Source organism: Vibrio sp. JZG120 (genome assembly GCF_053890955.1).
The window spans coordinates 1-20,529 of the sequence record NZ_JBSRRK010000003.1 but is presented as its reverse complement, the minus strand read 5'-3'; the positions used below and the strand labels follow the sequence as shown (position 1 = coordinate 20,529).

Annotated in this window: 25 protein-coding genes and 2 pseudogenes; 7 read left to right on the top strand and 20 right to left on the bottom strand. The window is 41.3% G+C overall.

Annotated elements, in window-relative coordinates; translation table 11 throughout:
- Positions 1-4: 4 nt before the first annotated feature.
- The 4 genes from ACWPOD_RS08030 (at position 5) to ACWPOD_RS08015 (ending at position 4,625) form a co-directional block, all read left to right on the top strand.
- Entirely contained in the window at positions 5-1,171 is a 1,167-nt protein-coding gene (locus ACWPOD_RS08030; protein ID WP_456231755.1) for an ABC transporter permease, read from the top strand.
- A complete protein-coding gene (locus tag ACWPOD_RS08025) occupies positions 1,168-2,319 on the top strand; it encodes an ABC transporter permease (protein ID WP_395205101.1) in 1,152 nt (383 codons plus the stop codon). Before ACWPOD_RS08030 ends, ACWPOD_RS08025 begins: the two co-directional genes overlap by 4 nt.
- 259 nt (positions 2,320-2,578) lie before the next feature.
- Positions 2,579-3,643 carry an HlyD family secretion protein gene (locus ACWPOD_RS08020; RefSeq protein WP_258687635.1) on the top strand — a complete coding sequence of 355 codons (1,065 nt, stop codon included), beginning with the start codon at positions 2,579-2,581 and terminating at the stop codon, positions 3,641-3,643.
- Entirely contained in the window at positions 3,633-4,625 is a 993-nt protein-coding gene (locus ACWPOD_RS08015) for a DUF2955 domain-containing protein (protein ID WP_395202001.1), read from the top strand. The genes ACWPOD_RS08020 and ACWPOD_RS08015 overlap by 11 nt, the downstream gene beginning before the upstream one ends.
- Positions 4,626-4,846: 221 nt before the next feature.
- Here the strand turns inward: ACWPOD_RS08015 and ACWPOD_RS08010 are convergent, their stop codons facing one another.
- A complete protein-coding gene (locus tag ACWPOD_RS08010; protein WP_395202002.1) occupies positions 4,847-5,764 on the bottom strand; it encodes a LysR family transcriptional regulator in 918 nt (305 codons plus the stop codon).
- Positions 5,765-6,065: 301 nt separating this feature from the next.
- Here ACWPOD_RS08010 and ACWPOD_RS08005 point away from each other — a divergent pair, with 301 nt between their 5' ends.
- From ACWPOD_RS08005 to ACWPOD_RS07995, 3 genes are read left to right on the top strand one after another with little or no spacing between them, the layout of a single operon-like run.
- Entirely contained in the window at positions 6,066-6,278 is a 213-nt protein-coding gene (locus tag ACWPOD_RS08005) for a DUF1656 domain-containing protein (RefSeq protein WP_048626481.1), read from the top strand.
- A 10-nt stretch (positions 6,279-6,288) separates the two neighbouring features.
- Positions 6,289-7,152 (top strand): HlyD family secretion protein, encoded by an 864-nt coding sequence (locus ACWPOD_RS08000; protein ID WP_031780619.1) that lies wholly within the window; start codon positions 6,289-6,291, stop codon positions 7,150-7,152.
- Positions 7,153-7,166: 14 nt separating this feature from the next.
- Positions 7,167-8,522 carry an FUSC family protein gene (locus ACWPOD_RS07995; protein ID WP_395202003.1) on the top strand — a complete coding sequence of 452 codons (1,356 nt, stop codon included), beginning with the start codon at positions 7,167-7,169 and terminating at the stop codon, positions 8,520-8,522.
- A 46-nt stretch (positions 8,523-8,568) separates the two neighbouring features.
- On the opposite strand, the gene ACWPOD_RS07990 is transcribed toward ACWPOD_RS07995, so the two are convergent.
- The 19 genes and pseudogenes from ACWPOD_RS07990 to ACWPOD_RS07900 form a co-directional block, all read right to left on the bottom strand.
- Entirely contained in the window at positions 8,569-8,910 is a 342-nt protein-coding gene (locus tag ACWPOD_RS07990) for a hypothetical protein (RefSeq protein WP_256965179.1), read from the bottom strand.
- 142 nt (positions 8,911-9,052) lie between these two features.
- Positions 9,053-9,679, bottom strand: coding sequence for a LysE family translocator (locus tag ACWPOD_RS07985; RefSeq protein WP_047009854.1), 627 nt, complete (start codon positions 9,677-9,679; stop codon positions 9,053-9,055).
- 308 nt (positions 9,680-9,987) lie between these two features.
- Positions 9,988-10,341 carry a DUF1428 domain-containing protein gene (locus tag ACWPOD_RS07980; protein WP_012841750.1) on the bottom strand — a complete coding sequence of 118 codons (354 nt, stop codon included), beginning with the start codon at positions 10,339-10,341 and terminating at the stop codon, positions 9,988-9,990.
- 97 nt (positions 10,342-10,438) lie between these two features.
- Complete coding sequence (locus tag ACWPOD_RS07975; protein ID WP_047009855.1) at positions 10,439-11,044, bottom strand: SDR family oxidoreductase; 606 nt, start codon at positions 11,042-11,044, stop codon at positions 10,439-10,441.
- An 81-nt stretch (positions 11,045-11,125) separates the two neighbouring features.
- On the bottom strand, positions 11,126-11,422 hold the full coding sequence (locus ACWPOD_RS07970; RefSeq protein WP_104971812.1) for an antibiotic biosynthesis monooxygenase family protein: 297 nt from the start codon (positions 11,420-11,422) through the stop codon (positions 11,126-11,128).
- A gap of 144 nt (positions 11,423-11,566) precedes the next feature.
- Positions 11,567-11,854 (bottom strand): putative quinol monooxygenase, encoded by a 288-nt coding sequence (locus tag ACWPOD_RS07965; RefSeq protein WP_104971813.1) that lies wholly within the window; start codon positions 11,852-11,854, stop codon positions 11,567-11,569.
- A 120-nt stretch (positions 11,855-11,974) separates the two neighbouring features.
- Positions 11,975-12,649: an alanine--tRNA ligase-related protein gene (locus ACWPOD_RS07960; RefSeq protein ID WP_456231779.1), complete on the bottom strand. Its 675-nt coding sequence runs from the start codon at positions 12,647-12,649 to the stop codon at positions 11,975-11,977.
- Between the two features lie 109 nt (positions 12,650-12,758).
- Positions 12,759-13,304 (bottom strand): GNAT family N-acetyltransferase, encoded by a 546-nt coding sequence (locus ACWPOD_RS07955; RefSeq protein WP_167426509.1) that lies wholly within the window; start codon positions 13,302-13,304, stop codon positions 12,759-12,761.
- Positions 13,305-13,453: 149 nt separating this feature from the next.
- Positions 13,454-14,023 carry a hypothetical protein gene (locus ACWPOD_RS07950; protein ID WP_456231754.1) on the bottom strand — a complete coding sequence of 190 codons (570 nt, stop codon included), beginning with the start codon at positions 14,021-14,023 and terminating at the stop codon, positions 13,454-13,456.
- Between the two features lie 135 nt (positions 14,024-14,158).
- Positions 14,159-14,501, bottom strand: a pseudogene (locus ACWPOD_RS07945) (RDD family protein).
- 223 nt (positions 14,502-14,724) lie between these two features.
- On the bottom strand, positions 14,725-15,333 hold the full coding sequence (locus tag ACWPOD_RS07940; RefSeq protein WP_456231753.1) for an MSMEG_1061 family FMN-dependent PPOX-type flavoprotein: 609 nt from the start codon (positions 15,331-15,333) through the stop codon (positions 14,725-14,727).
- A 146-nt stretch (positions 15,334-15,479) separates the two neighbouring features.
- Complete coding sequence (locus ACWPOD_RS07935) at positions 15,480-15,881, bottom strand: putative signal transducing protein (protein ID WP_104971817.1); 402 nt, start codon at positions 15,879-15,881, stop codon at positions 15,480-15,482.
- Positions 15,882-15,985: 104 nt separating this feature from the next.
- Complete coding sequence (locus ACWPOD_RS07930) at positions 15,986-16,507, bottom strand: GNAT family N-acetyltransferase (protein WP_104971818.1); 522 nt, start codon at positions 16,505-16,507, stop codon at positions 15,986-15,988.
- A gap of 184 nt (positions 16,508-16,691) precedes the next feature.
- Positions 16,692-16,904, bottom strand: a pseudogene (locus ACWPOD_RS07925) (glutathione S-transferase N-terminal domain-containing protein); the annotation flags it as partial.
- Positions 16,905-17,077: 173 nt separating this feature from the next.
- Positions 17,078-17,560: a hypothetical protein gene (locus ACWPOD_RS07920; protein ID WP_146192903.1), complete on the bottom strand. Its 483-nt coding sequence runs from the start codon at positions 17,558-17,560 to the stop codon at positions 17,078-17,080.
- Positions 17,561-17,571: 11 nt separating this feature from the next.
- Positions 17,572-18,009, bottom strand: coding sequence for a DUF5675 family protein (locus ACWPOD_RS07915; protein WP_041852942.1), 438 nt, complete (start codon positions 18,007-18,009; stop codon positions 17,572-17,574).
- Between the two features lie 257 nt (positions 18,010-18,266).
- The gene (locus ACWPOD_RS07910) at positions 18,267-18,569 is read right to left on the bottom strand and encodes a DUF4241 domain-containing protein (protein WP_456231752.1); all 303 of its coding nucleotides are present in this window, start codon (positions 18,567-18,569) and stop codon (positions 18,267-18,269) included.
- 49 nt (positions 18,570-18,618) lie between these two features.
- Entirely contained in the window at positions 18,619-19,065 is a 447-nt protein-coding gene (locus tag ACWPOD_RS07905; protein WP_012841740.1) for a GNAT family N-acetyltransferase, read from the bottom strand.
- Positions 19,066-19,200: 135 nt separating this feature from the next.
- On the bottom strand, positions 19,201-19,965 hold the full coding sequence (locus ACWPOD_RS07900; protein WP_167426506.1) for a hypothetical protein: 765 nt from the start codon (positions 19,963-19,965) through the stop codon (positions 19,201-19,203).
- Positions 19,966-20,529: the final 564 nt, after the last annotated feature.

The window sequence follows — 20,529 nt, the reverse complement described above, 5'->3', positions numbered from 1 at the left end:
TGCTATGACGATTAAGATTTCACAGCGGCATATCTTACGACGAGATAAGTGGTTGCTTTCGTGCCTTACTTGGATACCGATTTTGCTCGCGGTGATGATTTGGGGAGTGTTCTCTGCGGGCATTGCCCGGGATCTGCCAATCGGTGTGGTTGATCTACAACATTCCCAACTTTCTCGAAAGCTCATTCAATCTTTGGATGCGTCGTCGAGTCTGGCTGTTAACTATCACTACACCAGTGCAAGCGAAGCAAAAAATGCGATGATTGAAGGCGATATCTACGCTTACGCGGTCATCCCATCTAAGTTCGATCAGGATATTCTCCAACACCGCCAACCTCAACTTTCTGTCTTTTACAACAGTCAGTACATTTTGGTAGCGAAATTGATCAACTCTGCCGTTGCGCAAGCACAAAGCTATTTCGACGCTCAGGTTGAAGTAATGAGCAACTTGGCTAAGGGTAACACCACAACGTTAGCAGCGGCTGGGCAGGCTGTACCCGTGTCGACACAAATAACCGCATTATTTAACCGTAACAATAACTACGCACAATTTTTGGTAACAGCTATCGTGCCAGCTATTTGGCAAATATGTATTGTAGTAAGCACTATTTTGATTCTTACCGCGCACTTTCGCATTTATGGTGGAAAGAATGGCTTTGCGTTTTTGGGCGAAAAGCCATACGCCAGGCTCACTTCCCTATTAAGTCAGTACATTCCGGTCTTTATGGCGCAAGGTGCGTTGTTCTTATACTGGTTTTATTCCGTGCTTGATTGGCCAATGGAAGGCAGTTTTTTGGTTATGCTATTAGCACAATTGGTGACGGTTATCGCCTGTATCATTATGGGAGCGTTGTTCTTCTTCTTGTCGATGGATCCTGCACGTGCGATGAGTTTTGCTGGCGCGTTTACGGCTCCAAGTTTCGCGTTCATGGGAATTACATTCCCAGTTTCTGACATGAACACGCTCGCTTATGCATGGCGTTCATTATTGCCGATTACCCATTACATTGAAGTACAAGTGAGTCAAGCAAGCTATGGAGCATCGACCGCACAATCTTTAAGCTCGCTATGGCCTATGATTGGTTACGTTGTGCCCCTGCTCATTACCGCAGCCTTGATGGGTAAACATCGAACAGCTTCATCAACACGCCAAGCGAAGGAGGCGGTATGACATTGTGGCAACTGATTAAAGCGGAACTGAAGGCCGTTCTAACCAATCCAGTCGTTACGTTGACCGTTTTTGGTGGTGTCGTATTTTACTCGTTTTTATACCCTTTGCCTTATGCACAACAAACGCCTCGTGAACAACCAATCGCGATTGTTAATTTAGATGGTAGTCAGACGAGTTTAAAGCTGGAACGTATGGTTGATGCCACTCCACAAGTCAACGTAGTTACTCGACTTCACACGATTGCCGATGCAAAGCAAGCATTTTTACAACGAGAGATCACCGGTTTTTTAGTCATACCAGAACACTTTTACAAAGACCTAATGATAGGTAAAAGCCCGACTCTGGCCTACGCTGCGGACGCCTCGTATTTTCTCGTGTACGGAACCGTGGTAGAAGGATTGGCCCAAGCGGGAGGCACATTAGGGGCCCAAGTGAAAGTCAGTAAAATGGTGATAGATGGTGTGCCCGTGAGTATGGCTAGCCATAATTACTCTGCTATTAAGCTTAATATGAAACCGACGTTCAACCCAACCATGGGTTACATCGAATACGTAGTGCCAGCAGTATTTGTTCTGATTTTACAACAAACGTTGATCATGGCGGTTGGATTACAAACGGGAACACAGCGTCATGGTCGTGGCTACTGGTCTCAAGTATCAACGGGATCGCTGCTGCTTGTGAGAACGTTAGTATTTGTGGCAATTTATTATTTACTCGGCGCCTATTATTTTGGTTTTAGCTTCGAACGTTTAAACGTAAACCATATCGCCAATGTGAGCGAACTACTTACCATGTTGTTCCCGTTCTTTTTAGGTTGTTGCGGACTAGGCTTCTGGCTAGGTTACTTATTACCTCGGCGTGAACTTGTCACCTTAGTCGTCCTCGTGAGCTCTATGCCGCTCATTTTCTTGGCTGGTTTTATTTGGCCAGTTGAAGCTATTCCTGCTCCCCTACTATGGATTGCTGATTTAAGCCCAAGTACTTGGGCGATCAAAGCTTTCTTAGCGCTAAACCAAATGGGGGCAACCTGGCAACAAGTCGCACCACATTGGACGGCACTTTGGGCACTCACCGTGCTTTGGGGTAGCGTTGCGTACTGGATTGCTAAGCGCAATAACAAGCCAGTTGTAACAGAAAGTCTAAGTTGATTTCTCTCTACAGCTCAAAGATATAATCACAAATCAAAAACCTGATGGACGATCTGAGGGGCGAAGTATCGCCCCTTTTTTATTGGCGACGTTAGCCAACGTGATTGGAAAGTTCGTTTAGCATGCTTCAGCCTCTCTAAATGGCACCTTCGGAACGATCCCATAACCTTATCGACAAATAGTTGATTTTTTGGAAGCATTGTTTATGTCACATGTTGTAACATTGCTTACCTAACGTATTGTAACAAGAGAGAATTGGATGTCTAAAGCGGAATCATCTTCCAGAAAGTTAAGCTTTATTATTATTGGCCTCGTTTTTGTGGTTTGGCTATATAGCTTGTGGGCTGATCGAGTAACACCAATCACTGGCACCGCTCGGATTCATTCTTATCTTGTCCGTATTACTCCAGAGGTTTCGGGGAACCTAACTGAAATCCATGTTCGTAATAATCAAGTCGTCAATGCTGGTGATGTGCTTTTCGAAATTGATCCAAGAGATTATCAAATTAATCTGCGTTCAGCCGAAGCAAACTTAGCCATTGCTGGCCAAAACATTGGAGCCAACACCGCGGCTGTTGAAGTGGCACAAGCTAAGGTCATTGAATCACTCGCAGCTCGTGACAACGCAAGAGAACAAGCAGCTCGCGTAACCGAGCTCGCCGCCAAAGGGGTATTGAGTAAATCTGAGCTAGACAACGCCATCGAAGCTAAAGCACGAGCTCAAGCCACATTAGAGGCAGCAGAAGCGTCCTTAGCTCAAGCCAAGCATAATCTTGGTCCCGAAGGGCAAGATAATCCCCAGATTCTCGCAGCTATAGCAAATCTAGAAAAAGCGCAACTCGACTTACAACGAACGAAAGTGATTGCTCCATCAAAGGGGATCGTTTCTAACTTACAACTCACTGTTGGGCAAAAAGCGACGACTGGCTCACCTCTTGTCACTTTCATTGATCCGAGAGGCGTGTGGGTATCAGCGCTTGTTCGCGAAAACTCACTCGAGCATGTTCGTGCGGGACAAAAAACAAAGATTGTGTTGGATGCTTTACCTGGCAGAGTGTTTGAAGGGCGAGTAGAAAGCATTGGTTGGGGTACTGGTGGCAGTAACGACGTCGATCCGACAACTGGCTTTTTGGTTGCAGACAATAATTCCTTAAACGCACAGCGCTATCCTGTAAATATTGTTTTTGAAGGCGGAGATATTCCCGAAAACGTACGTTATGGTTCGAAAGCAACGGTCGCTTTTTTAACTGAGCAAAGCTCCTTTGGAGAGTGGCTGGCCTCTTTCTGGATGAGAGTGTTGAGTATCTGGACTTATGTTTCATAGTTCAGCAAACCCAATCATTAGATTGGTTTTCACTCCGATTCTTTTACTGTTTTACTTACAGTATTCAGGTGCGCCTACTCCCTTTATCGCGCCAATATTCGTTGTGATTTTTCTAACTCTGATGCCATCTAAACCCCCGTTCAACATGATGTTGAAATTGCTGGTAATACTCTCACTTCTCAGCTTTGGCATCGTAACTTTAGCAGGAGCGCTCATGAGCTCCCCTAGTGGCTTCTTACTGTTTACTTGGTCACTTCTCTGTTGGAGTTATTACCGAAGTCATCGCGATCCCAAAGACATCGTTTCGACACTCACTTTGATTGTTGTATTGATTATCGTGGTCACAAGCCAACAAATGGGGTTGTCGCTTGAGGGGTTGCCATGGGTCTTATTTACTAGCTTCATTGTTGCGTTGGTTGCCACATATATTAGCTTTTGGTTATTCCCTGGGGACGAAAAAGATATACAACCAGACCAAACCACTCTTGATGGTGCAAACGAACATATCGGGCTTATCGTCTTTAAAGCAACCGCATTGTGTGTTGTTTTGTACGCGCTAATATCATCTGGAAGCTCTCAAACGCTATTGATCGCAATAACATTTGGCAGCATGATTAAGCACCCAGTTAATCAAGACAGCCATTCCTTTGGGCGGTATCGAATTATCACTACAAGCCTAGGGATCTTGTTTACTATTCCATGCATGCTTGCAGTAGCCACAGGTGCACCTACTTACGTTGTACTTGGCGTTACCATCTTTTGTGGCCTGCAACTAGCGTGTTTTGCAATACGTCGACAGACACACTTAACCATCTATCAATTGCTTTTTACTAACTTCACTGTGCTGACTTACCAGATTATTAACAATACGGGCATCGAATCATTTTCTGCTCAAATGACTCGATTCGTCTCTATTTCTATCGCTATAGTTCTAGGGGTACTGGTTCTAAATTTATTTAGATCAGATCAAGAGGTGAAATAACTGCAGCCTCTCTTTCTTAAACTAACAGCGGCTGAGCGATATGAGCTTTCTCATTGAACGAAGCTTGAATAAATAAAAAAAGCATCGATCTTATACTCACATACAGAGGATTACTCCCTCCCAATAACCATTAACGTCCAATCAGAAGAGAAGAATTTTTCAAGTAAAAAAACAAGACTCGAATTGAGTCTTGTTTATAAATGTGGTCTGGATGAATACAGTTATGGCGTCGCTTTAAAATCGCGGATTAGCTTCTCCCGATACGCCGTAATAACCCTCATGATAGAGTCTTTTACATCCCCTATTTGCTTAGAGGGTTGACACCAAAGGCCAAAACCAAACTTAAAGCCTTCTAGTAATTCACAGACTTCAACGGGCTCTATATCATTATTAGAAAATTCGGAATGAGCCAGCGTTCTAGGAAGAATCGCCCACCCTAGTCCTGCTTCAACCATTTTTACAACAAGAGCCAACTGATCGACTTCTTCATGATTCGAACTGACGATAACTTTTTCACCCATTCCTTCTTCAATGAAAGATCGCAACACAAATTGCTTGCTATTCCTCAACGCAGTTAACACTCGGTCGGGTGCCATAGAAGCCAGTTCACCACCTTTCTGGACAAAGGGAACAAATTCAAAGTGACCTAAAAACGTCGAGTCTAGACTGTGTATTGCACGGCTATCATGTACATTTACAATACCGAACTGATACTCACCGGTCGCTAAACCCTCTTTGATCTCGTTACGGTTACGAACAAAAAAGTTAACTCGCATCATCGGAAAATCTGCCGCTAATTGAACACGAAGTAACACCAGCAAACGATGTGGGATGGCACTAGAATAGGCAATGCTGACACTCTCTAAGCCACCATGAGCAAGGCTCAATGCGACTTTGTCAAACGTACGGGCTTGTTCAATTGTTTGCTTTGCATAGTGGTAAAGAAGGCGAGCATCTTCAGTGGGTTCTACGGAACGGCCAACCCGATTAAACAAGCTCACAGCAAGTAAATCTTCTAAATTCGTAATAACCTGCCCGATGGTTGTTCTGTGCTTATTCAATTTTACAGCAGCCTTGCTAAACGAAAGCTCCTCGTAAACAGCAACGAATGCCAATAGTTGTTCAAGACTAAAATTCATAGGTTTTCTTATATCTTAGGGCTACATGGCTAAACTATCACAAGTTATTGAGAATGCTAGCTCGAAAGAGCGACGGTTAACCCGAGGCTTTTATCCTCATCACTAGATACGTAGTTATTCCGCACGTAAATGCGAAAACTTATCGCACTCACACTCTCCTTAAAGCACGTTCGACATCAGACGTAACTCATTACGAACTCTCTAAAAAATACATTGATGGATTTGATCCTACAAAAGCGATTATTACATTTGTAGGATTTCTCTTATCTTTGCATTCATCAAATAAATAGAGAAAAGCACCATGAACTCAATGCCACATGAGCTTGTGTGGGGTGAAGTTTACTTCCCACCCTTGCTGCTGGTTATTGCATTGGCTTACATGCTCACCATTTTGGTTGGAACCGTTGCGACAAAATTAGGGGTACACAAATACGTTGCGTTTCCAGCACTTGCAGAGCTGAGCCTAATTGTGATTTTTACTGGCGTTATTGGTCGATTCATAACCATCTTTTGAGGCAAATTCCGTGATAAAACGTTATCTAATCACATTTTTATTACTGTGTTCCGCTGGCACTGTAATTTTCAGTTACTACCAATCATACTCAAACAATCCTTGGACTAGAGATGGTCATGTCAGCGCGTACATTGTGTCTATAACGCCCCGTGTAACCGGGCAAGTCATCAAGGTGTATGTTGAAGACAACTCCCAAGTTAATGCGGGCGACTTACTGTTTGAGATTGACCCAAGCATTTATAAAGCGTCTTACCACAAAGCCCAGGCGGCTCAAAAGCAAGCCATTGCGTTGTTAGCGAAAGCCAAAAATGAAGAACAACGCGCACTGGAACTAGAAAAGCGTACACCTGGCGCGGTATCTGTGCTGACGTTGAACAATTTGAACAACGCCGTAGAGACAGCAATCGCAAACGTGGAGCTGGCGAAAGCAAACGTCGAAGAAGCAAAACTGAACCTTGATTACACCAAGGTGTACGCTCCAACAAATGGTTACATCACCAATTTTAATCTGCGCACCGGCTCCCAAGTTGTCGCAAACTCACCAGTTGTAGCATTAATTGATGAAGACAGCTTTTGGATCGAAGGCTATTTCAAAGAAACGGATTTAGTTGGTGTTGATCCACAAGATAAAGCATACGTAACCTTAATGATGCACGACGAAATGGTGCTAGAAGGCAAAATCAAGAGCATTGGTTACGGCATCGCGAAGCAAGACGGTAGTACAGGTAACGACCTTCTGCCTAATGTGAACCCTAACTTTCAGTGGATACGCTTAGCTCAACGCATTCCAATTAAAGTGAAATTAGACAACTTACCAAAAGATTTTCAACTACGCGTCGGTATGACGGCATCCATCAAAATCATCAAACAATAAATGCGGTGAAATGTATGCTTAATGCCTCAACCAAAGAAGCAATAAAAGCTGCACTGTCTATCGTTATCGCAATCTGCCTCGCCTTATGGTTTCAATGGGAGAAACCCTATTGGGCAGCGATCGCCGTCGCGGTAATGGCATTAAATGAAAGCTTCGCTCACTCGATAAACAAAGGTCATAATCGCCTAGTGGGAACCCTACTGGGCATCGGCTATGCCTTTTTCCTCATCACAGCATTTTCTCAAGATCGCTTCTTGTTCCTGACTTTTTTTACCCTATTTTTAGGTGTATGCATTTTCATGTCGAGCGACGAAAAGTACGGTTATGTGTTCTCCATAGGCTTTGCTGTGTGCTCTATCATCGCTTGTATGGGAGGGTTTGATAGTCAAGTGACGTTCCATTTCGCAGTACTTCGAATGCAGGAAACTATTCTTGGCATCATTACCTTCTCCGTTGTTTATCGTTTGGTTTGGCCAGAGAATACTGAAGAGAATTTCATTCAACGCTTTGAGAGCAGCCGTGAGGTGTTGCTTAAAGCTATGGACAAACCAAATGACATTGATATTGATGCCCTTGAAACCAACACAACAAACATTGAGAAGATGTGCCAACTACTGGGATTACCGCTCACGGGCAGTTACCACCTCAAAGAACATCGAAAACTGTGGCATCAGCGCCTCGAAGAGATGAAACGTATTCAAGAACGATTACTTGAACAAGTGGAAAAGCCTCACTGTGATGATATTGACTGGAAACCTGTGGCTCAAAACCTGACGCTATTTGATATCGCTCAGCCAACCACGCATCTAATTGGTCGTACCTTATTGACAGAACAAGTGAAACAGAAAGCATCTTGGCATCGTGAACACCGGACTTTCATACAGCACTTGAAAGAAGACCGCAGAAAGGTTTTGCAAGGCCTATCGATGTTTATCACCTCGTTATTGGTTTGGATTTATCTCCCTGTACCAGGTGGGTTTATCTTCCCTATGTTGGCCGGTGTCTTTTCATCAATAGTACCTACAATGCCTCCTAGCGTTGTTAAAGATGCCTTCTTTGGCGTTTTGGGAACAGGTTCTGTGATACTGCTGCAATACATCTTCTTGATGCCCACGATGACTGAGCTCTGGCAACTAGGGTTATTTTATTTCATCAATATTATTTTGATTTGGGAGGTATTTTCTACACCACAGCTGATGATTCATAGAGTCTTAGGCGTTAATTTATTAGTGGTATTGACCTCAGGCGCACTTAACTTGACCCCGGAGTATCGTATCGAAACACCTTTACTCATGCTGGTAAACATCATGCTCATTTTGATGATCGCCAAGTTATTTAATGACCTGTTTCATCCCCGCGTAACCGCTTAAACAAGTAATTAAACTTAATAAGGAAATGCTTTGAACAATGGTTAGATCAAATTACATAATGGCAAATAACACCGCCCGAAAAGGTAAAAATTAAAGACCAAACCAACACACTTTGAACAGGAAACATATGAAATATCAGCGGTGGGAATACTTTAATATCACGAAATGAGAATAATATTTGAGGTTGAAGATCCCAACATGTAGCTAAAGATGCGCCTCTTTTGAGCCGAGGATGCTTGATCAAATACTCAGCATAGGATGAATAAACCGTCCACAACCCTAACAGCCCAAATAACTCGATGATAGAAATAACTTCCAGACTAAATGGCAATAGTGAAGGCCCACCAATGAGTAAGATAATTGCGAAGATCCACATCTTACTTTTCATTACACATCCTTGTTGCTGATTTACGCTTATGTATTACCAATAACAACACCAAGTAAAAGCTGTTGGCCATAAAAACGCAACCCAACGTTGAATTGCTCATTTCAAGCGTTGAGGTTTTCTCTTATACAAATATTTCCACCCACTAGCGATCACTAAATGCCACTTTACTCGCTAGACTGATAAGCAGAATACCCGAAACACCTTCAAGAGTTCTTGAATATCGTTGAGAGTGTGGACGACTAAATACCCAATTACCCACAGATGCGTACAAAACGTTACATGTCGTCGCAAGCACGCTGAACAGCAAGCCAAGTACTAATAATTGCATTGATGTTGAGCTTGCAGACGTATCAATAAATTGAGGCAGAAACGAGAGGAAGAATAGCGCTACTTTTGGATTCAAGACGCTGACGATAACACCCTGAACAAACACATTTTTATTATTATCAACGTTTTTGTTTTCAACGATTTTACTTTCTCCACGCCACATGGACAGTAACGACTGAACACCTAAATAAACTAGGTAAGCAGCCCCTAACCATTTAACAACGCTAAAAGCCAAAGCTGAACTCAGAATTATTGCTGACAAACCTAAACATGCCGCTAGTGTATGAAAAAAGTAACCAACACCAAGCCCCAAAGCCGCTTTCAGCCCAGCAGAGAACTTACCTTTCATTGTATTAGAAACAATATAAATTACATCAGGTCCAGGAATCATGTTGATAGCGAGACAAGCGACAACAAATAGTAATAGTGAGTTTGAATCCATTCTTTTCTCCAGATTAACTTCTTGCGGGATAACATCTCATCGAACTATAAGTAATGCAACGTCTAGGTTTCCGTCGGTTATCAAGGCGTTGACCGTAGTTCATTAACGTGCCTGCCATCGCAGGCCCGGGGCTAGCTATAGCTGATACGACAATCAGTGAATAATTTATCCCTTCCATTTTTACTCTAAGCCTCCACATGAAGTTTTATCAACCCTTATCGCGGAATACTTTATTGAATGTACATCAGAAGCGTAATCCTGATTAAAGCACCAAGTGTCACGAATCAAGCTGGGGATTCTCTGATATTTTACTGCTCCAAAATAACATCAAATCCACCATAAATGAGACGCTTTCCATCAAAGGGCATTGGGTTATTCTCAGGACTCATTCGAGGATCACCCATGATCCGCTGCCACCCTGAGTCTCGCACTTCTTTTGAAGGCCAGACTACCCATGAAAACACAACGGTTTCGTTGCTTTCAGCTTTAACTGCCATGGGAAACGATGTGATCTCACCATCTGGAACTTCACTTCCCCACGTCTCAATAACCTTTAAGGCCCCAAACTCCCTGAACATTTCTGCTGCTATTTTTGCGTGTGCGATATACTTTTCTTTATTCGCTGTCGGTACTGCAGCGACAAACCCATCAATGTATGACATAAGTAAACTCCTTTCATTGGAGTTATAACCATAGCTCAATAAAAAGAATGCACATGATGCCAAATCATAGAAGCAGGTACGTAATACAGCTTGAGAGCTACATTCCTAGCTTGGACTTTATATGCATATTTGAAAGGTATGTGTTTGGATCTAGCTTAGTTAGCGTATTTATAATTTCCAAAACGCTCGAATACTCAATACGTTCCTCTTCTGCATGCCCGATCCCACCTATTGTAAAGTGAGTAAAGCGGTAATCACGATAAACGTTTTGAAGCTGGCTAGAAATATCTTTGAGTAATCTTTTACTGAGGCTGAATGCAGGGTACTCACTATTTTCTGAAAGCTCTGCTGTAGATCCAATAGATACAATATTGCATTTATCGTTAAGTGAACCTAAAGCGTTAAGTTCATTGACTAAATTAAGATACCCAATCGGGCCAACATTCATAAACTCAATCAGTTCGTTTGTTGTCAATTTTGAAGACTCTCCCCACATCGACGCCAAATAAACTATGATGTCAAACTTTACACCTTTGAAGCACGTGTAATCTGGTTTTTTCTCCGGACTAACATCAATACGAACAGAAACTACTCCATCCTCAACTAGCTTTGATCTAGAAATAGTATAAGTTTCTGTACCCTGTAAGTTCGTAGCCAAGAACCTTCCTAGACCCTTGCTACCTCCAACAATTAAAATCTGCATAACCCTGTTCCTTGGTTAAGATTGTCTTTCATATTATCCGCCAAACTGTGCATTAGGCATCACTTTAACGTTTCTATTGCCCTACTTAGTTCTATCTTCAATTTCATCGAATGGTTCGACTGAAATACGCTCTGCAATTTCACTCATCTTCTTCATTTTTTCTGGGTTACTAGTCTCCCAAAACCGCTCCCAGTCTTCACGTGTTCGCCACTTGGCAATAGTTAAAACCTTTTCCGGTACATCGTAAGAACGAAGCATAAAACTACCAAACGCCCCATCTACTGACTGATGAATTGAATCTGTCGTCGAACGCCATATATTTTGAAACTCATCCATTTTTTCACTTGGCACACGCCATTCGTACACAACTCTAAACATAACACTTCCATTAAAATTTCTAAATTTAATACGGCAAAGTATCAAGAACACTAAGCCAGGTGAATAGATGAATAAAGCAACATAGTAGAGCGTAGAGCAACCTAAAAAAACAAAGCGTAAACGCTCTAAATCACTCCGATTCGATTAGTCATGCACACATTCAAAGATTTCGTATTGCCGTTTAACATTGGCTGTTACTTTTCCCCAATGTGATGCTTGAACTCTTTCCTGATGTTGTTTAAAAGAGGCTTTGTCGACGAACTCCTCATATACATCAAAACGAAAAGGATTAGTCGGGCTTTGAGTCACAAGAAAAGTAAGGCAGCCCGGCTCTTCTAGCGTGAGCCTTTTGTGAGTTATTAACTCATGCTTTACTAATTCTAAATCCTTTTCCGGAACTAAAATAAAGCCTTTCAATGCTACCTTCGACATATCATCCTCCCGCTCCTATCGTGTAGCGTTTCGTTAAGAAGTAGCCAACACGCCCTCAATCTCAATCATCATATCGCAAATGTGAATCTCACCATGAACTAATATGCCACGTGTATCGACTTACGAGCATAAGGTTATCTCAACCCTTTCTTTGCCTTTACCGATGTTCTTGCGTTTTAGTTGAATTTGGCCGACTTCTGATGTGCGCTTTAAATGAGTGCCACCGCAAGGTACTTGCGCAAACCCATCCACTCTCCAATACCTTCTTTCACTCTCTTGATCGGAAAAGTCACTAATAATAACTGAATCAGAGTTAATCAAATCTTGCACATCAGTTTCAATTTCTTTCAATAACGGACCAATATTTTCTGACCACTCGAAATCTATGCGGCTCTTATTTTCAGAAATATGCGCGCCTATCTTAACAATGCCTTCCCAACGCTGATAAAACATCTCGAGCACCACTTCGGCAGCAAAGTGTAGCTTCATTAAGGCGTATCTACGCTTCCAATCAATACACGTAGTTACAGTGTTACCAAGAGTAAAATTTGGAGAGGATTCCAATGTGTAAATAAGTCGAACACCTAACTTTTGAGCAATCAAAACCGGAATACCATTAATCGTTCCTTTATCACTCTCTTGGCCTCCAGACTCCGCAAAAAAGATAGTCTGGTCCAATTCAACTTTATTTCCGTCTACATTGGTCACTCTTGAGTTAAGTTCTGTTTGGTAGGGATTAACCCAGAATAATTTCTCGCTCATGCTGCTATCCTTGCAGTAAGTCCTCTCCTTGATAGTACATTCAGTGTCTACCAAGTCAATCCGAGAAACCTCAACGTCAAGTATAAGGCTACGTATAGAGCGCTGGCAGGCTATATCTATTAGATGCTTTTAAGGCCGGATACTAAACGCTGTTCAGAGGGTTAGCTAACAACCCATAAATTGCGGAATCTGATACAACTCCATTCACTTCCCAGCGCTGCCTTAGGAAACCTTCCTTTATAAAACCTAACCGTTCCAAGACTTTACCTGAAGAAACATTGTCTGGATCTATCTCAGCCTCTATTCGACGTAGATTCAGTGTCTTAAATGCGTGTTCGATTAATGCGTTTCCCGCCTCTAGTACAATGCCTTTACCCCAGAAATTGCGACTAACGCCAAAGCCAATTTCTGCGCGCCTGGACTCTTTCACGTAGTTAAACAGCATTATCTTACCCAGAAGTTGGCCATTACTCTTTAGGAAGATGCCTAGTGTCATTTCTGTATTGCTATTCATAGCCTGTGTACTATTGGTTATAAATGTTAGAGCCTCATCAATTGAACCCCAAGGGCCAGAGTTCCAATATTTCATGACCTCATGGTCTGAGAATATGCCAAACAATTCGCTTGCATTATCTTCAACTAGCTCTCTTAGAATTAATCGTTCCGTTTCAATCTTAGTTACTAACATTTTTTGGCCAGCCTTTTGATTTGTTATTGGTGAATAAAAACCAACTAAAGTGTGATATACGTAATACAAATGCTCTCGTATAACACTTTTTAATAAGCTCAACGCATAGTAAAAGCGCCACTTGTCACGATTCTCAATTGAAGCAATTTTTAGGCCTTCAAGTGCTTCAACAAGTAACCTTTGAACGCATCATAGTTTGGAATGAGTTGATCACGAGTCCTAAGTTCGGACTCAAAATAGGCCATATACTTTATTGCTTCATTTGGCGAAGTTTTACTTAGAAGCAAAGGAAGCAGTCGTATACGAGTGGAATAACTGAACACGGGCCAGACTTTTACATCTTCGCTTTTTAAACTCTCGATAACCCGCTTTCTATCTCTTAGTTTTTCTAACTCAATAGGTAGTAACTGTTTTACCATATAAGCGAAAGCTATAGGACTAATTGCGTCGGTATATGAATTACCAGTGATACTGCTCAACATGCGAGAAACACCACCAATACAACGCATTTCTCTAGGTAAGACCTTTTCTATATCTTTGTATTTAACCCCGAAGGAAGGGTTCAAAACAGTAAGCCCAAAGTTTAAGTGAAACCATTCGACATCGACCCTACCCACCTTGCGCTCCCATACTCCTCTAGATTTGATAAACTTGAAACCGCTCGGGGCTAAAACCTTATCAATCTCCAAAATGAAAGCTTCGGAATGCGCTTTATTCATAATTACGTACTGATTCTGATTGCCTAACACCGAATTGAGGTGTGAGCAACGCCACCACCTAAGCGAAGCTGTTCCACCCTGAAAACAAAGCCCGACTTGAACCCAAACCCCCAGCGCTGTCAATTTTTAAACAAGCTAGTGAACTACCACCACTGTTCTCACTAACTTATCACCGAGCCGTTGCCTCTTTTTACCAAGAACGAAAATTGAGTCAATAAAACCGAAGAATGGAGTAATAATATTTCTAAAAAGTGACTGAAAAATATTGCACCTTTTACCCGTTCTTGCACTTATAACTGCAATGCCCAAAAGTTTTTTTGCCCACACTTTGACCATTTGGGAAACTATCAGAAAAAAGGTAATACGACACAGCCGCTGTTACTGCTGTAGCGCGAACAAGTTCCTTTTCAATACCGATTTCTAAGCCGCCCCACAAAACGAGTGTAAAAATGCTAAAACTGACAAAAAAGTCGATCATTTGTCCAACACACCTAATTCCCGGACTAGCCAAAACGTAATTTTCTAGAGTAAAGTTTTCTACATTTTTCATTTTAAAATTTGGACTAACAATTGTTTATTTGTGGACTAACGTTATGGGTTGAATAACATCCCCACCAAAACTAATCCATAGTGCCGTACAGCAGGTCAAACCTAAAGAGCCAAGCATTTTTCTCCCTTTTAAACACTTTACTACACTCGCTCTAAAGACTGGATTGGTAATATTTCAACCTCTCTTCTTGATTAAGCGCTTTATTTTCTAACTTTTGTTGATCTTTAAAGATTTGAGCTAATGAAGGGAGAATTGAGCGATTGACTTTATAGTAATCAGACCAAAGTTTCCCTCTCATCACCGCTTTCGCACAATGAAAGTACATACTCTCGATGACTATTTTGATAACAACCTTAGGATCTTTACTTCCATCGGGGCAAGCAGATATCAATTTGGAGTCTGTGTGAATACTTGCAATTCCTTTAATACGCAGTACTTCATCAATACCATTTACCATCAATAACAACCCAACTTTGGGGTTACTAATGATATTTTTTAGACTATCTATACGATTATTCCCCGAGCTATCAGGGAGCAACAATGTTGATTCATCTAAAACTTTTACGAAGCCAGGCTCCCCTCCTTTCGGAGAGAGATCGATATAGCCTTGAGTATCGGCGGTACTTAGAACTGCAAAATGGCAATTATTAATTAATGTAATCGCATGAACATCTAGGGCAGGCAACGCTTTATTTTTAGCTCTCGCACTTGGCTCTGCGTAAATTTCTTTTAACTGCTCTATTGTTTTAATTTCACTCATTCAATGTTGTCCCTTCACTATCGTATAATGCTTTGCTTGGAAGTAAGCATAACTCTGACTTCTGCATAGCCACTCAACCTAACGCAAAGTAAAAATGCTACGCGTGCAAATTATCTCTTCAACGCTTTGTTATCTAACGACTTAAATTAAAGCCTTTCACTGAATTCCCCACACTGCTTACACTTGTAACCATGCTTGTAAAAGAACAATGGAAAACCCAGTAAAATAAAGACTAAGAAAGCTGGACGCTTACCTTTTGTAAATGCAAATAGCTCTTTACTACCACAGTTAGGGCAAACATCTTTTCCTTCATCAACGGCAAGTTCACTTTCTAATGATTCTGAGAAATCACTGCTAAGTATTTGTTTCGCGTCTTCTGCATCACTTTCGGCCACCATCAGACGAACGCCGCCCATTGCATTTGAATAAAGCCACTGAGTATTCACCGTGTGCTCGTCAGCAATGTGGCTTTCTATTCCGACACTATCTAGGCTTGCTCTCGCAATATGAGCTTCATGAGGAAAAGAAAACCTTGCTACTACAATCACATATTACTCCTTGTGGAAAAGCGCTCTCGTAAGGTATAAGCTACGCGAATTAAAAATGCCACGTGTGGCGTTTCTTTTCAAACAATTTAGTAGCCCACTACAGACTAGTACATATACCCTAACCAATCTATATGACCAACAGCCCAAGTTTTGCCGCTGATAGGTTTAACATATAAATCATCGACTTGCTCTATAGCAACACCGTAATTTTTATGTTCATGAACTCGCAACCAAGAACTTAGAGAGTTAAGGCGCACATAACCATTAGCCACATAAAAACGATCCAAATCGGAGACTAAAATGATGAAGTCGACATCTTTAGTTGACGCATACTCGCTGAGTTGAGACAACATTGTTGTGCCAATACCTTGCCTTTGAAGTGTGCTCTCGACACAAAAGTCACTCACACCTAATACTTTATAAATTTCATCACCAACGCGAACAGCTCTGTAGTCTAATCCCATATAACCAACTAACTGGTCACCTTCGTACTTCAGAACTCTCATATGCGGGAGTTGCTTATAGTAAGAACGAGCAACCTGATGTTCAGGAAACGACTTGTTTCTCAGAGCCTCAATTGCATTATGCTGCGCTTTAGATAACTCGATTTCTGGGTAAATATCCATATTTGACCTTTGAGGGCTAATGACCTGTTAAAGGGTGATCAACACAATACCGAAACTCCCGCATACCGCCTTAATCACTGAGCTCAACGCATAGTTAAAATGCCACGCATAGCGAATCTATCTTAAACGCTATGTTATGCGCGTGGTTAATACATACCTACATAACCGTCCAACTTGCGAATTACCCCAATATTGCATTGGACTCACAGAGTACTCGACCGTCATCTAAAACGACTGTCGGGATTTTACCATTTGGATTGAGGACTAAAAATTCTGTTGTTTTAGCCTCGTTATCTAAGATATTAACGTGTTTCCATTGGTGCTCAATGCCAAGGAATGACAATAGTAATTTTACTTTTAAGCAGTTACCTGACTGCAAATCTCCATATACAACCATTACACTCTCCATGTTTCAATTCGTAAAGCGCATAACGCGCAGTTAAGGCATGAACTACGCTACCACCCAAACTAAACGATTGTGCCTAAAACACGAAACCCAACCTTGAACTGAAAATGCCAAGCGTTGGGAGTCACTCTAAAATGCTTTGTTAGCTGGCTACTAGCACTGGCTTAATCTATCACGCTCACCTTTATAACCTCCAACCTTTCAACAAGTGCGTCAGCCATTAACTTTAACTTATCCGGCTGTTTTATAGAGTAGGATTTCATTGTTGCTAATACATCAACTCTTAACTTTTCTAACCGATTCGCCTCATTGCCTGTATGGTCTGTGAACACCATCCCTTCTAGCTCACTTAACCATTTGTCAAAAGACTCCGGGTTTTCAGATAGTAAAAGTAAAGTATTCTGAGGCTCAACTTTTAGTGCAACCAACAATAAGGGAGAAACTTCTCCCGAAATAGCTCCGTCTCTACGTTTCCAAATTTCTACCAAAGAAAAAAGCGTAGGAACTATTTTCGAACCGCCTTTTTTTTCAAGGTTTGATTCAATAGATTTGTAGTTTTCTATCATCCAGTTATGTAAGAGACTTACTTCTGGCGTCTTAGCATACAGTAGTCCTGAACAAAAAACAGACACAATTAAGATTGCCATATTCCTTATCATCATTGCTGCTCCAACTGATTAGATATATTTATGGTAATTTTTTTGTAGCTCGCGATTTCAGCAAAAATTTCTTTCAGAGCCGATTTACTATTACCTACATAGTAATGAGATTTAGCCACACTCCCCCACGTTTTACCAGGCATCAAACACCCAAGAGTGTCTTTGTGATAATTTCCGGCATGGATTAGAATAAACGTTCTCCCTGGAACATTTTGTAATTCATATACATTAGGATACTTCGGTGAGCTATAAGGCAATAATTTGTAAGCCCCTGCCTTGATCCTTTTATCGGATCCTTCAGTTATCGAGTCTGGTCCTGCGGGCTCCAATACAAACCAACTTTTACTTACTCCCTCAATCGTCAACTTACCTAAAGTTGTCTCTCCCATTTGATTTGTTCGCTTTAGATTTAGTTTAACTTCATCTAGTTTTTTCATTGCTCTTATCCTAGCTATCAAATCAATGAAATTAACAGAAGAGTATTGTTACAACAGATCCGTTTCATCATTAATAGAGACATCGCTAACTTAAATGAAATTGAGCATTAAGTTTTTTACACCAACTTTAGTGTAGACAGCTAACGCCGCGTTAAGGGACGCTGGCACACGATACAGAAGTGACCACATAACACCCTAACAAATTGAAAATGCCACGTGTGCCAAGTCCCTCTTAAACGCTTTGTTAGGTAATACTTTTACCAAGATCTCAACAAAGTTATGGACGCTGATTCAACTTTATTTTCAGATATGTCGACAACAAAGAAATCTGTATGAACTGCGACTAAATTATTATTCGAGTCGTAGCCGCCAATTACCGGATAGAAACCATCTCCCCCCCCCCCCCCTGAATGGAAAAGAATAAGGTTCTTATCGCTATTAGGCAGCTGTATGTTTGCAAGCCCTTCACGTATTAGTGTTTTTCTGTTCGTTTGATTGAACCAGCAGTCATCTCTACCATTGTCAAAAAGTCCTTCATACCAACAATCTTCCTCGGGCATTACGCATACTAAAAATGCCACGCGTGCTGAATCACTCTTAAATTGTTTGTTATGTGCGAACTAGTCGCATTGGAACAAACCTTACGCCATTAACGTTTTGCTCACCTTCTGTGGCAACAAAACCTTGAGAATCATAAAACTTTTGCGCGTTAACAGACGATCTCAATCTTACTTCACTGGACTCAGTAAGCGATAACAATTTATCTAGCAATAGTTTGCCTAACCCTTTGTTTTGAAAGTTAGTATCAATGAACAGATGAGTAATGCAATCATTTTCTCTCAACGCAGCAAAACCAATGACTTTGTTATTTTCTATCAGCTTAAGGTTTTGAAACTTTGATTTATCAAATGTAGTTTCAACATCAGACCGCACTTTTGAAGAAAACAACGCCTGCCCTTCATTGCTGAAATGAGGAAGGATATTTTTGTCGACAACGCGCTTAACCAAATCAACAACTTGGTTAAGGTCAGATTCTTGAGTTTCTTCGATTCTCACGTTTATCTCTCTAGCACATAACGCCCAATTAAGGTGTGAGCCACGCTACCACTATACTCAACTTAGACGCCGCAAACACTAAACTTAACCCAAACCAAAAATGCCAAGCGTGGGGAATCACTCTTAAATTGTTTGTTAGGTGTTTATTTCATCTAACCTAACCAAAAGCCACAAGTTTTTGTCTGTTGGTGTATAGACAATACCTTCACCATATTTATAACTGTCAATTTGCTCTTTCAGCTCATCTGAATCTGATTCATACAAAGTGAATCTAAATGATTTGGATATGTTATATTTTGAATCAGAGCATATAACATTAAGTTCTAAACGATACTCTCCCGTTTCCCAAACGTTGTGCGAGTTTGAAAAACTACGTACTTCAGTGAGTAAAGAATCCGAAATTTCGACTAACCCTGTCGTTTCTTTGGGTCTTTTCTCTAAATTATCGGAGATATCATCACGTACACGTTTAGTAAGGGATTTACACTCTTTCTCGTCACGTTGAGAAAAATCATTATAAAAATTTGTCAGATGAGCCCATTCATCACCTGACTTTAACTTAAACTTTGTTAAAAGAACTTGTCCGCTTTTCTCAGGCGTTTTTATGTAGTTCTTACCTGAAATACTGCCAATTGCCTTACTTCCTTGTTTTAAGAAAACATCCAAGCCCGTAATCGTTACCGGCTTTCCACCAGTATTATTTAAGATAATATGCAACTGCAAGTTAGGGTTTCCCAACATATGCGTTACACCTACTTTCTCATACACATCTAACTCAAGTTTCCCTCTGCGCAGAAGCTTATGAATTGGGGGCAGTTGTGATAGCACCAAAGCTAAAAATGCGATAGCCGCAGACCACACTTTAGGATCTGAATAAAATGAAATTTCTTGAACTTCCATAATGAACCTTATTTAAACACCTAACGCCCTGTTAAGGGGTGAGCAACGCAATACCGAAGCCGCCGCAAACCACCTTAAACACTAAAATCAACGCATAGTAAAAATGCCACGCGTTGCGAATCCCTCTTGAACAGTTTGTTAACTGAGCGCCCTTCAGTTTTCGCCGAGCTTACAGCCACTGTAGCCAAAGCTGGTTTCACTAATTAATGATTAGTAAAGCTAACTCAAATATGTGTTTAACCAAAAGATTACAGTTTATCTTTAGTTTGAAATGTGTCTCACAACACCATACTTCGGAGATGTAAGTTCGCCGAACTAATCGCGAATGCCTTATATTATTAGAAGGCTTTGTGCCGCCTTTCACATCAGTAAACTTAAGTACCAAATTTAAATTAGTCGCATTAGCTAAATTAAGGAAACCAACCGAACACGCTAGACCTCTGGACCTAGAAACCGTATCAATGTGCTTTCGTATTTTCTGCGCCAGTTAACGCCCTGCTAAGGGGTGAGCAACGCAATACCGATGTCGCCGCATACCACCTTAATCACTAAATTCAACGCATA

Coding starts and splice junctions, on each gene's coding strand:
- ACWPOD_RS08030 (WP_456231755.1), top strand. CDS start 5: ATGACGATTAAGATTTCACAGCGGCATATCTTACGACGAGATAAGTGG.
- ACWPOD_RS08025 (WP_395205101.1), top strand. CDS start 1,168: ATGACATTGTGGCAACTGATTAAAGCGGAACTGAAGGCCGTTCTAACC.
- ACWPOD_RS08020 (WP_258687635.1), top strand. CDS start 2,579: ATGTCTAAAGCGGAATCATCTTCCAGAAAGTTAAGCTTTATTATTATT.
- ACWPOD_RS08015 (WP_395202001.1), top strand. CDS start 3,633: ATGTTTCATAGTTCAGCAAACCCAATCATTAGATTGGTTTTCACTCCG.
- ACWPOD_RS08010 (WP_395202002.1), bottom strand. CDS start 5,764: ATGAATTTTAGTCTTGAACAACTATTGGCATTCGTTGCTGTTTACGAG.
- ACWPOD_RS08005 (WP_048626481.1), top strand. CDS start 6,066: ATGAACTCAATGCCACATGAGCTTGTGTGGGGTGAAGTTTACTTCCCA.
- ACWPOD_RS07995 (WP_395202003.1), top strand. CDS start 7,167: ATGCTTAATGCCTCAACCAAAGAAGCAATAAAAGCTGCACTGTCTATC.
- ACWPOD_RS07990 (WP_256965179.1), bottom strand. CDS start 8,910: ATGAAAAGTAAGATGTGGATCTTCGCAATTATCTTACTCATTGGTGGG.
- ACWPOD_RS07985 (WP_047009854.1), bottom strand. CDS start 9,679: ATGGATTCAAACTCACTATTACTATTTGTTGTCGCTTGTCTCGCTATC.
- ACWPOD_RS07980 (WP_012841750.1), bottom strand. CDS start 10,341: ATGTCATACATTGATGGGTTTGTCGCTGCAGTACCGACAGCGAATAAA.
- ACWPOD_RS07975 (WP_047009855.1), bottom strand. CDS start 11,044: ATGCAGATTTTAATTGTTGGAGGTAGCAAGGGTCTAGGAAGGTTCTTG.
- ACWPOD_RS07970 (WP_104971812.1), bottom strand. CDS start 11,422: ATGTTTAGAGTTGTGTACGAATGGCGTGTGCCAAGTGAAAAAATGGAT.
- ACWPOD_RS07965 (WP_104971813.1), bottom strand. CDS start 11,854: ATGTCGAAGGTAGCATTGAAAGGCTTTATTTTAGTTCCGGAAAAGGAT.
- ACWPOD_RS07955 (WP_167426509.1), bottom strand. CDS start 13,304: ATGTTAGTAACTAAGATTGAAACGGAACGATTAATTCTAAGAGAGCTA.
- ACWPOD_RS07950 (WP_456231754.1), bottom strand. CDS start 14,023: ATGAATAAAGCGCATTCCGAAGCTTTCATTTTGGAGATTGATAAGGTT.
- ACWPOD_RS07940 (WP_456231753.1), bottom strand. CDS start 15,333: ATGAGTGAAATTAAAACAATAGAGCAGTTAAAAGAAATTTACGCAGAG.
- ACWPOD_RS07930 (WP_104971818.1), bottom strand. CDS start 16,507: ATGGATATTTACCCAGAAATCGAGTTATCTAAAGCGCAGCATAATGCA.
- ACWPOD_RS07920 (WP_146192903.1), bottom strand. CDS start 17,560: ATGGCAATCTTAATTGTGTCTGTTTTTTGTTCAGGACTACTGTATGCT.
- ACWPOD_RS07915 (WP_041852942.1), bottom strand. CDS start 18,009: ATGAAAAAACTAGATGAAGTTAAACTAAATCTAAAGCGAACAAATCAA.
- ACWPOD_RS07910 (WP_456231752.1), bottom strand. CDS start 18,569: ATGCCCGAGGAAGATTGTTGGTATGAAGGACTTTTTGACAATGGTAGA.
- ACWPOD_RS07900 (WP_167426506.1), bottom strand. CDS start 19,965: ATGGAAGTTCAAGAAATTTCATTTTATTCAGATCCTAAAGTGTGGTCT.